The sequence below is a fragment of the Pelovirga terrestris genome (genome assembly GCF_014773365.1).
In the GTDB taxonomy this organism is placed as follows: Bacteria; Desulfobacterota; Desulfuromonadia; order Desulfuromonadales; family Geopsychrobacteraceae; genus Pelovirga; species Pelovirga terrestris.
Genome location: NZ_JACWUN010000026.1, coordinates 1 through 11440, shown reverse-complemented (window position 1 = coordinate 11440; position 11440 = coordinate 1). Strand labels below are relative to the sequence as shown.

9 protein-coding genes and 1 pseudogene are annotated in these 11440 nt (G+C 50.9%); 9 read left to right on the top strand and 1 reads right to left on the bottom strand.

What is annotated here, in order from left to right:
• Window positions 1-365: 365 nt before the first annotated feature.
• From ICT70_RS14550 to ICT70_RS14535, 4 genes are read left to right on the top strand one after another with little or no spacing between them, the layout of a single operon-like run.
• On the top strand, window positions 366-728 hold the full coding sequence (locus tag ICT70_RS14550; RefSeq protein WP_191157917.1) for a response regulator transcription factor: 363 nt from the start codon (window positions 366-368) through the stop codon (window positions 726-728).
• Between the two features lie 26 nt (window positions 729-754).
• Window positions 755-2047: a response regulator gene (locus tag ICT70_RS14545; RefSeq protein WP_191157915.1), complete on the top strand. Its 1293-nt coding sequence runs from the start codon at window positions 755-757 to the stop codon at window positions 2045-2047.
• An 11-nt stretch (window positions 2048-2058) separates the two neighbouring features.
• Window positions 2059-3285 carry a chemotaxis protein CheW gene (locus ICT70_RS14540; protein ID WP_191157913.1) on the top strand — a complete coding sequence of 409 codons (1227 nt, stop codon included), beginning with the start codon at window positions 2059-2061 and terminating at the stop codon, window positions 3283-3285.
• Window positions 3282-5552 carry a hybrid sensor histidine kinase/response regulator gene (locus ICT70_RS14535; RefSeq protein ID WP_191157911.1) on the top strand — a complete coding sequence of 757 codons (2271 nt, stop codon included), beginning with the start codon at window positions 3282-3284 and terminating at the stop codon, window positions 5550-5552. The genes ICT70_RS14540 and ICT70_RS14535 overlap by 4 nt, the downstream gene beginning before the upstream one ends.
• Before the next feature lie 134 nt (window positions 5553-5686).
• Here ICT70_RS14535 and ICT70_RS14530 read toward each other — a convergent pair whose 3' ends face one another.
• Window positions 5687-7585 carry a methyl-accepting chemotaxis protein gene (locus ICT70_RS14530; RefSeq protein ID WP_191157909.1) on the bottom strand — a complete coding sequence of 633 codons (1899 nt, stop codon included), beginning with the start codon at window positions 7583-7585 and terminating at the stop codon, window positions 5687-5689.
• A 528-nt stretch (window positions 7586-8113) separates the two neighbouring features.
• Here ICT70_RS14530 and ICT70_RS14525 point away from each other — a divergent pair.
• The 5 genes and pseudogenes from ICT70_RS14525 to ICT70_RS14505 form a co-directional block, all read left to right on the top strand.
• A complete protein-coding gene (locus ICT70_RS14525; RefSeq protein ID WP_191157907.1) occupies window positions 8114-9337 on the top strand; it encodes an FprA family A-type flavoprotein in 1224 nt (407 codons plus the stop codon).
• A gap of 40 nt (window positions 9338-9377) precedes the next feature.
• Complete coding sequence (trhA, locus tag ICT70_RS14520; RefSeq protein ID WP_191157905.1) at window positions 9378-10007, top strand: PAQR family membrane homeostasis protein TrhA; 630 nt, start codon at window positions 9378-9380, stop codon at window positions 10005-10007.
• Between the two features lie 12 nt (window positions 10008-10019).
• On the top strand, window positions 10020-10217 hold the full coding sequence (locus tag ICT70_RS14515) for a hypothetical protein (protein WP_191157903.1): 198 nt from the start codon (window positions 10020-10022) through the stop codon (window positions 10215-10217).
• Window positions 10214-10564, top strand: coding sequence for a translation initiation factor Sui1 (locus ICT70_RS14510; RefSeq protein WP_191157901.1), 351 nt, complete (start codon window positions 10214-10216; stop codon window positions 10562-10564). The genes ICT70_RS14515 and ICT70_RS14510 overlap by 4 nt, the downstream gene beginning before the upstream one ends.
• 206 nt (window positions 10565-10770) lie before the next feature.
• Window positions 10771-11440 (top strand): annotated as a pseudogene (locus tag ICT70_RS14505) (hypothetical protein); the annotation flags it as partial.

The window sequence follows — 11440 nt, the reverse complement described above, 5'->3', positions numbered from 1 at the left end:
CCTTGCCGTTCGGCTAGCGGTTCCCGTCATCAGGGTCCGCAGAGGACTTTCACCTCCAAGTCACCATTTGGTCACCACAGCCAAATGGATGGTGCTTGAGCACCACGCGCCCTGCCGGGCGCACATAGTAATAAGGGCTATGCCGACCCCGGTCGCATAGCCCTTTTCGCGTTTAAAGCAGCTCCATACCGCGTCAGGTTGGCCGCGCAATGGATATATATTCACACAAGGATGTTTATTTGTTTGATCTATCTGCAACAATGTATTAGATTCTACAAATTCGCATCAAGAGCACGCCGCCATTTTGCCTTGGCTGTTTGCTGTTAATAACTTCATAATCATCGGACCTAGATGGAGGATTGGACATGGCAAAGATACTATTCGCCGAAGACAGTGATACAGATTACGCCTACCTGGCAGACATATTAAAGAATGCTGCTCACCAGTATGTCGGTGTGCGTAATGGTGAGGACGCTGAAGCTCATGCGCAGCGCGAAAAGTTTGATCTGTTTATTCTTGATGTCATCATGCCGGGAAAAAATGGCTTTCAAATCTGCCGCTCCCTGAAACGCAATCCACAGACGGCAGGGACACCGGTCATCATCACAACATCAAAAGATTCAGACAGCGACAAGTTCTGGGGCGAAAAACAAGGGGCTGATGTCTATATCACAAAACCCTTCACGCCAAACCAGCTGCTGGCAGAAATTAACAAGGTTCTCAACTAGCTTTACTTCCATCGGAGTTTCTTATCATGGGCAATGACGCAGTAAACGTATTGTTGATCGACGACTCACCCACCGTGCGCAGGCTGGGCGAGCTGATTCTTTCCCAGAACGGCTACCAAGTTTATACTGCGGAAGACGGTGAGGCCGGCCTCGAACTGGCGCGCCAGGTTAGTCCGGCGGTCATCCTCGTTGACTACATCATGCCCAAGATGGATGGCCACGTTTTTTGTCAGAAAGTTCAAGAAGACGACAAGCTACGGGACATTCCGATCATTCTCATTTCTTCCAAGGGGGAATCTGTCGGCAAAACCTTTGAGCAGAAATATGGTGTTCTGCACTATTTCTCCAAGCCCTTTGAACCGGAGGAATTGATTGATAAATTGAACGAGGTATTGGGTAGCGACACGACAGACGACCCGGCTGAGGAACCGTTGCAACCTCCTGGTCCGGATAGCACAATGGACTCCGCACCCCTGATTGAAATGGTGGACCGACTGTTTCAGCAGTATCTCAAAAAAGATATTCCGCTGCTGATTCGCGGCACAATGAACGATATCCTCTGTGAGTCGGGACTGGTCAAGACGGGAAGCCTGGTTTTTTCCGGTAATCTAACCGAGGTTCCTTTGGCCGATGTCGTCAATTTCATCTACAATTCACGGCTTTCCGGACGCCTGACGGTTTTTTACCCGGGAATGTTCGGCGAAGTGTACATTGAAAACGGTCAGCTGGTTTTTGCCATCTGTAACAACAAATGGAGCAAGCAACCCTTTTTGACTGACATTTTGCGAAAACAAAAGGTCTTGGAAATTGAAGGCAGTGCCATTAGTGAGACCATCGTTGAGGCCCGCGAGCGACACATACCAATTGGTCGCATACTGGTTGAAAAGAAATTGATCACCGAGACTCAGTTGATGGAAGCCTTGCAGATCCACGCCCAGGAGGCCTTCAGCACGATACTGGAAGCCAAGGAAGGTAATTTTTATCTTGAACGCGATCCCCTGCCCTTCCACCTGCGTGACATAACAACCCGTGTCCCTCTTATCAATGTTCTCATGGAGGGGCTCAGACACATGGACGAGCGCCGCTTAGCCGCAACAGAGTTCCAGGATGAGTCCATGGTTCTGGTGCGCCTGATCAGCAATGAAGATGCCTTTGACACAATCAACCTGAAACGGCAGGAACTGGAAATTTTTGCATTGATCGACGGCAAAAAATCCCTCGCAGAAATCGTCGCCGAAAGTCACCTCGATCGGCTTGAAACCAAAAGGATCTGCTACGCGTTACGCAGGGTTGGGCTACTCAGGATCAAGGGCGGTTGAAAGGCGGACAAATGGAAGTGAACCCACGATTAATTCCCATATTTTTACAAGAGGCCGAGGTCAACCTGGGCATTCTGAGCGATTATTTCTTCCGTTGTGCGCAGTCGTTGCAGACCAGAGAAGAATTAAAAACTGCGTACCGAGCTGCTCATACCATCAAGGGAACGTCACAACTTGTTAATTTTAAAGGAATTAACAAGATCACTCGGCATATTGAAAAAATACTGGAACAGCATGACCTGCTGAGTTCAGAAATTACTCACTCCGAACATGAGATTCTGCAGCAAGTCATAAAGCTGCTTGCCGATATTGTCGCTGCGGCAAAAAAGGCGCAACCGGAACCGCAACATCTTGTCGATAAAGCCCTGACTCTGCTGGAGCAGGTGGTGCCGGTTTCTCCGGTCGCTCCCCAGGAAATATCGCTGCATAAATATTCAGCAAGGTATCTTGATCTTGCTGCATTGCAGGCACGGGCAGCGGCACTGGATCCGGTCGATGATCCTTTTGCTGACGACGGAGTTTTCGCACTTGGCGTTGCCTCCCAATCAGGGCTGGATATTGGTACCGCCACCCTGGTTTGCGGAGATTCAAACGCTATTGTCACCACAGATCCCTTTGCCGAAGATCCTGATCTCCTGGTTTTAAGCAACCATTTTCCGGATCATCAGCCTTTCCTCGAAGCTGAAATGACCGGGACGCTCAAGGATCCAGCGCCCCCTGCTAAACAGATGCACCAGAATCTGTCGCCACCGCCCAAAGACACCAACCCGGTCGCTCTTGACCGCGGTGATGATGTCAGCCCACAAGCGCCGGCGGCACCAGCGGCACCAGGATTGCCGACAGCAGAGAAAGTACCTGAGCGGAATTTCGATCTGCGGCGGAATTATATCTGCGCGGTGTTTGAACTGTGCGGACGAATATATCACTTGCCTATCCGCTATATGGTTGAAATTTCCAACATCGGCCCGTTACTTCCCCTGCCCCTGGCCCCCACTCACGTCAAGGGGTTGGTCAACCTGCGCGGTCAGGTCATGCCGGTCATCGACATGTCCGCCTTTCATCCTGCCGGCGCAGAAACGATTGGCAAAACCTGGCGACTGGTTGTGGCGCAGAAGGGTGATGAAAAAGTCGCTTTTCTTGCGGAAGGGGTGCCCTATCTATCGGAAAAAAGCGTCGGCGAAGAAATTGATCTATCGACATTTATTGATCAACATCGGCTAAAAAGGCTAAGCGCATGAATGTGATTGATCAGGTCTTTGGTTTCTTTCTTGAAGAAGCACAAGAACACCTCGGCATCCTGGAATCCGGATTACTTGCCCTGGAAAATGATCCGGCAGCCGTTTCAACCTGGATTGACCAGATGTTCCGAGCGGTTCACAGCCTCAAAGGATCTGCCAATCTGGTCAAGGTCACGGAAGTCGGCAGCATTGCCCACACCATGGAAGATCTGCTGGAAAAAGTGCGGGACGGCAACCTCGCACTCGGCCGCCCTCACATAGACGCCATGCTGTTCGCCCTGGATAACATGCAAGAGATCATCGATCGCTACAAAAACAAGCTGGATCTCCCCGCCGATATAGTTTCAACGACTCTGTCACGGCTGGCAGCGGCTGACCTTGCCCAACAACCACCATCTAGCCCCGCGCCTGGCGTCCGCAACCAGCCAAAAGCGCAGGTCCCTGCGCCTGATACAACTTCGGACGATGAAAACTATTGGGGCCCTGAACGCCGTGAGTGGCCACGACGTGGAGAAAAAGACGGTGTGGTTCGCGTCAGTATGGATAAAATTGATGCCCTGGTTAACCTGGTCGGTGAGTTTACCGTCACCAAGAATCACCTGATGAACCGTGTTCCGGTTCTGGAGGGTATGCGCGATGAAGTCAGTCTCGCCGGACGGCGCCTGATCAAGGAGGTCACCGAATTTTCCGAGCGCTACGATTATACTATGCCAACCTCCGGTCACACCGGTGTCGACGCCAGTTTCAACGAACTTGAATTTGACCGCTACGATGAACTAAACCTCTTTTCGCGAAAGATGCGTGAAATCACCAATGATATAGAAGAAGCATTGCGTGAAATGACAGAATTCTTTGCCGTTTTTTCCCGTGATGTGGGTACCCTTCACCGCAACAACGAAGAGATGAAGGAAAGAATCTCCGCCGCCCGTACCATCGCTGTAAGCGAGCTGTTTCAGCGCTTCAATCGTACGATCCGCGATCTCGCTGAAGACGTCGGAAAACCTGTCGATCTATTCATCTCCGGTGGCGAGACGCCAATTGACCGGGTTATTTATGATCGCCTGTTCGAACCGCTTCTACATATCATTAGAAATGCCTTTGCTCACGGAATTGAGTCCATCGCGGACCGCCTGGCACAGGGAAAACCGGAACGGGCAAGAATCTGGATGAAAGCTGAACGCCGCGGCAACACGGTTGAAATTTCTATTGAGGATGATGGCCGCGGCATCAACATTGCGGGAATTCGCGCCCGAGCCATTGAAAAAGGCTTCATTTCGGCAGGCGACAAACTCTCGGATCAACAACTGATTCAGCTTATTTTCCGCCCCGGATTCAGCACTGCGGCGGTGACTGACAAGGTGTCGGGACGCGGCGTCGGCATGAACGTCGTCATGGATCGACTGGCAGGGCTCAATGGCACGATTGATGTCTGGACCAAGCCCGGCAAAGGGACACGTTTTCAGATGCGTCTGCCGCTGTCGCTGGTTATCGTCAATGTCGTTCGCTTTGACTGTGGTCAGCAGACCATGGTGATACCAACTGCGCTGGTTGGTGAAATTGTCAATCTAGCCGAACAGGCCAAGAAGGATGATGCACTTGAGCGTTACCAGCGAATCGACCTGGCCAAACTGTTGCAGTTGCAGCACGATCCAGCAGCGCCCCCCGGCTTAGGCATCGTGACACAATCCGAAGGGGCGCCGATCATGCTTCTGGTCGATGCTATTTATGGTCAGGAAGATACTGTTATCAAGCCCTTTGGGCCCTTTCTCGAAGAACTTGTCTATTTCTCGGGAACCAGCCTGGCCGGGGACGGAAGCATGCGCCTGGTTGTCAACCCGGCACGGATGAGACATACGAATCTGCAAATCGCCGGCAATTCCTTCACCTCCTCAAACCAGACCCCGGTGGTACCGCACGTTTTGATTGTTGATGATTCCCTGAGTGTGCGCAAATATGCAGCGATGATCCTGACCAAGCGTGGGTATAAGGTGTTGACCGCCGTCAACGGTGAAGACGCCCTCGACAAGCTGGACAATGAAGATGTTTTCTCCATCATCACCGACCTGGAAATGCCGATATTGCATGGCTATGATCTCTTACGGGAAATTCGCCGCCGGGGGCTGAACATACCCGTTGCAGTTCTCACCTCCAGAGCCGGCGAGCATCATCGCAAAGAAGCCTTCGAACTGGGGGCGACAGACTACCTGGTAAAACCCTTTGACGAGGAAGATCTGCTTGATGTTATCAGGAAACACAAAAAGCTTTAGGTTCCGGCACTACTGTTGTCCCAATCGCATAAACGAGTCTATTTAAGCGCTACAAACACAAAGGCCGCGCTACCCTGAGCTGGGTAGTGCGGCCTTTGTATCTAATATTCAACCGAATCCCGATAAACCGCGGGTCAGTCGTTCGATGCCTTAAGATGCAGCACTGGCGTGTCAGCTTCGACATCTGTCCCCAGACGGAATCGGGTTAAGGATGTCAGCAATCCTTTCGATACGCCACTGAGTCCTTCAGTGATCAGAGCAGATTCATTGATCAGACCCGTATTGCTGTCGGTGATATCTGCCATCTTGCGAATGGAATTCACCATCTTCTCGGAAACACTCAACTGCTCCTGAGAAAGGCTGGTTATCTGGGTAACGATATGCTTTGATTGGTCGGTTGCGTCCTTAATAGCAGCCAGAGCTTCACCCGTTTCCATAACCAGACGAGCCTGATCCTCAACGGTGCTGGTTTCTTCTTCCAGCGCTGTCGTTACATCGTTGGCCTCAGACTGGATGGCCTTGATGATACCACCAATCTGTCGGGTCGCACCTGATGCTTCATCGGCAAGGCGCTTGATTTCGTCGGAAATAACCAGAAATCCCCGTCCCTGCTCACCGGCGCGTGAAGCTTCGATAGAAGCATTCATAGCAAGAATGGTGGTACGGGTCGCGACATCAGAGATCAACTGCGAAATCGTACCGATTTCCTGCAGGCGCTCGGCCAGAGATTTCATCTTTTTATTGATGACCTGTACCGTCACCCGAATCAGCTGCATCCCTTCGATATTCAGATTAACCCGCTCGTTACCGAGGCTGGTCGCCGACTCGACCTGGTTCGCTGATTGCCGGGCCAGATCTGTTTTTTCTGCAATCTGGGTTGCCGAGCTGATTGTTTCGTCGGCAGACTCGATAGCTTCCGACACATAATGCAGCTGATTGTTACTCCCCTCTTTCATCTTGTTGAAAATTTCCAGCAGATGGCGAGATTCATCACCAACCTCAGAAGCCTTGCTGGTGGTGTCCGTCAATAATTCCGCCAGACTCTCAACCATCAGATTATAAGCATCGGCAATCGAACCAAAGGCGTCTTCAGTAACCGGCGCGCGCAGGGTAAAATCGCCATCGGCCGCTTCACTGACGACTTCGAGAAAGTTGATGACGTTGGCTTCGGTAGCCAGTCGCTGCTCATCTGTTTTGATATACCCTCTGATCCGATTCATCGTTTCATTGAAGACCTGAGCAATCTCAGCCAGTTCATCACTAGTGGTAATCTCAACTTCAACAATCTCGCCCCTGCTGATAGCCGTAATCCCCTGCATCAGATTCCGTAGTGGCGTGGTAATACGATTGGAGACGAATAAGCCGACGAAAATACCAACCAAAATCATACCGCCGCCAAGTAATATCAGGGTATTGAACAAGTTGCTCTGATAAGCAGCAGAAGCAACCTTCTGCCGGGCAAGCATTCCTTCCAAATGGTTGATCGCATCCTTGATTCTGTTTTCCAGATTGCGGATGGCATCACGATAAACGGCGTATTCCGCCTCAGCCTGGTGAAATGTTTTACCTGCCATCAGCGCCGTACCCAGCGGTTCGGCCGCTTCTCGCACAATGATGAGATCCTGCTTTAGTGCCTCGATAAGGTCGTACGCAACCGCCCGGCTAGCAAGGCTCTGTTCATCAATGACCTGGTCCAGGCCACTATTGCCCAAACGGCCCAGGATCGGCAACAGTTCATCAAAAGTGGCGTTCATCTGGCTGAGATAATTGGCCTGTCTTCTTTCCACATCTGCGTTCTTGGGGATACTGGAAAACAGAAAAAATTCCTTTTCATACCGTCTGGCTTTGGCAGTCGTGGTATCAGCAGAATGGATCAAGGAGATTTCATCCGTGATCTGGTTGCTGAACTGCACGAGGGTCTGCTGAACACCGTAAAAGGCAACACCTCCGATAAAGATAGAGATAAATACCAGCAGCAGAACCATCATCATCAGCTTGGTACGAATCCTCAAGCCTTGCTTCATTGTCGCCATGTCTTGACTCCTGAGATAAGCTGTTTTTGCGCAGGACAAACACCTTCACGATAAAGAAGGTATCCAGGTAACCCTTTGAGGGCATCCGCAACAAAGAGTTTTTTTTAATTAGCATAGAGAAATAAGAATCTGCTACTCTTTATACTGGATAATAAAAATTTAATAAACCAAAAAATGACATCTGAGAAGAAAAAATTTATCTACCCACCTACGACCATCCCGCAAACACGACCGCGACCACCCTGAAAAACTTGCAATGGGTGACCATTTTGGGTAAATATAAACCTGTCTGTTAAGCAGCGAGCCGGAGAACCTGTGGCAATAACAGGGCAAAAATTGCTACAGATAAACAAACAATTCTTGATATTCACTTCATCCAAGCTATTTATTGAGCCCACAAAACATTCAACCCTGAGGACACTGAATAATTCATAAAGAAACAGGCGTCTTCCGTATCTGGTGAGCGAGGCGTACGGGTGGAGAAAAGAATTCATCCTCCAGACTAATCCATAGCCAAGAAGGTGAGAAATGAAAGCTGTCAAAATTACCGAAGGAATTTACTGCTTACCGGTCAACCTTGAAAGCTACAAGCTTTTTGAGGGGATGTGGCCGATGCCCAACGGCATTTCCATCAATTCCTATATTGTCCAGGGTGAACAAACCGCCCTGATCGATCTGCTTGAAGATGTCGGTGATAAACCGGCAGATTTTGATGCCGAAATGGCATCTATCGGTATCAACGCCGCGGGTATCGACTATCTGATCCTCAACCACATGGAGCCTGACCACACCAGCTGGTTGCCGGTTTTCCACGCCCGCAACCCCGCCATGAAAATCTTTTTGACCGGCAAGGCCAAACAATTGCTCAAGGATTTTTGTGGTATTGACAACAACGTCGAGGTCATCAAGGATGGCGACACCCTTGATCTCGGCAAGGGGAAGGTGCTGACCTTCTACGAAACCCCCAATATTCACTGGCCGGAAACCATGATGACCTATGAAAGCAGCAGCGGCACGCTCTTTGCGTGCGATGCTTTCGGCTCTTACGGCACCCTGAATAACGTCTATTTTGACGACCAGTTGTCTACCTCACAGCACGATTTCTTCATCAACGAAGCGTTGCGCTACTACGCCAATATTGTTTCAAGCTTTTCGACCTTTGTCAGCAAAGGAATCCAGCGCTTGAGCGCCCTTGACATCAAGGTGATTGCCCCGTCCCACGGCATTATCTGGCGCGAAAACCCGCAAGCGATTATCGATTCCTATACCCGCTTTGCCGGCTACCTGAACGGGCCGGCTGAAGCCGAAGTGACGGTGATCTGGTCGAGCATGTACGGCAACACCGAAAAACTGGTCAACAACATCGTTCAGGGCGTACGCAGTGCCGGATTGCCGGTCCATGTTCACCGGGTACCGGACGATCATGTCGGCTTGATCCTGGCGTCGGCCTGGAAATCAAGCGGCATCATCCTCGGCATGCCGACTTATGAATATGAGATGTTCCCGCCCATGGCCTGGGTGCTGGATATGTTCCGGCGCAAAAAAATCTGGAACAAAAAGGTGTTGCGTTTCGGTTCAGCCGGTTGGTCCGGCGGCGCTCAGCGCGAACTGGATCAGCTGACCGAAAAACTCAAATGGGAATTCATCGAGCCGATTGAATGGAAAGGCGCCCCGACCGACATCGAGCTGGATCTGGCCCTGAAACAAGGGCGCCTGCTCGCCGACAAGGTCAAAGAGTTCTGCGCCACATGACCATTCGACAACCGCTCCCTGGCGCCGTGATGATTCCCTGATGTCCAATCAATCACAGCGCGAGGAAATCTTCAACAGCACGCTGCACGCCGTTGCGGCACTGGTGTCTGTTTACGGCCTGGTACTGCTGCTGGATGGCGAGACCCGTTTCTGGCACCAGGTCAGTTTCATGCTGTTCGCCGGCAGCATGATGATACTTTATACCAGTTCGGCGCTGTACCATGCTGTTAATGGGCGGCTCAAACGCACCATCAAAAAAATTGATTGTCTGGCCATTTATCTGCTGATCGCCGGAACCTATTCCCCCTTTGCCCTGGTGTTGTTGAACAACGTACGCGGCTGGGTGGTCTTTGGCATTGTCTGGTTATTGGCCCTGATCGGCATCATCTATGAGCTGATTCCCCGTACGGACGAGCGGCGGAACATTCCTGTTACCATCTACTTGCTTATGGGCTGGCTGGCTTTGGTCCTGGCTGCCCCGTTGCTGGATAAAATCTCCATCAGCGGTTTTCTGCAGCTACTGACAGGCGGCTTGTTTTATACTTTTGGGCTGATTTTCTACGCGTTGGAAGATCGGGTTCGCTATTTTCATGCTGTCTGGCATGTGTTTGTCATGGCGGGCAGCCTGTTTCACTTTCTGGTGGTGTACCGTTATATCGCCGGAGCTTAAGCCGAAACGATCATGACTGAAGACCCCTCAGCCTGGATGTGTCATATCTGCAACTACCGATCGACTTCGGAAGAAGGGATTGCCTGCAGCCGCTGCTACAAGATCTCCTGCCGGCAGCATTTTCGCACCGTTCCCCTCTTAAATCCCGAATCCGGCCTGTATGAATTTGTCCGTATCTGTGCCCTCTGTGAGTTGAAGGACATTTCATGAGCAATAGCAGACCTGTCTACTCCGACCAACTTGGACGACTCTGTCCGCAATGTGCTCAGCCACAAAAAAAGTGCCGCTGCACCAAAAAACCGGCAGCGCCCAAAGGCGATGGCAGCGTCCGCATCCAGCGCGAAACCAAAGGGCGCAAAGGCAAGGGGGTCACCCTGATCACCGGCCTGGACTTGGAACCGCAACAGCTTAAAGACCTGGCCAAAGAACTGAAGCAACGCTGCGGTACCGGCGGCACGGTTAAAGAGGGAATCGTTGAAATTCAAGGGGATCAGCGCGATCTGCTGTTAGAGCTACTACAGCAACGCGGCTTCAAGGTGAAAAAAGCGGGAGGATAATCACCCTGTGTTCACCCTTGGCAGGCAGGGTTTCGAGTAGCTGCCTGTCTCAGACCAAAATCACCTGACCAAACAAGTCAGGATAATTTGTCATTATGCAGCTGCGGTCCTTCGCGCAGGGCCCTGCTTGAAGATGAAAAACTCGAAGAAATCAAAACGGTTTAACCGCAAGCTTGCCCCTTAAAAAAGGGCAATGGAGGATCCACATGAACAATTTGAAACTGGGGGTAAAAATCGGTTTAGGCTTTGCGTTGATCTTTGTCGCAATTGTGGCCTTCGGAGCCTGGACCTTTAGCTTCAGTGTCGCCGTCGAAAACAAAAGCAACCATATCCTGACAGACACTCAGCCTTTCGTCCTCTTGGCCCAACAGATGAGTTACGACACCTTACAGGTTCAGCAATGGCTTACAGATATATCAGCAACACGCGCACTGGATGGGCTCAATGATGGCTTTGACGAAGCCGAGATAAGCTACCTGTCATTCATGGCTGGGCTCGACAAATTTGAGCAGATGTTCCGTTCAGAAAATGACACTGCCATGCTGAATGCCGTAAAGCAGATCCGTAGTGAGTTTGACGCCTATTACCGTATTGGTAAAAAAATGGCACAGTCTTATATCGATGAAGGTCCGGCGGGTGGCAACTTGATGATGAGCGAATTTGACGGTGCCGTGGAAACTCTGCAAGAGAACCTGGAACCTTTTTTAGCCTCTCAAATCGACGAACTCACGGTCGCCCTGAACGACCTTAATCGGGTAGGAGGCAGGGTCGCCCCTGCCGTCCTCCCACACCACCGTACGTACGGTTCCGTATACGGCGGTTCACGAAGTGTGTTGAAAACGATGGAACTGCTCTATGTAACTGAACAGTCCCGCT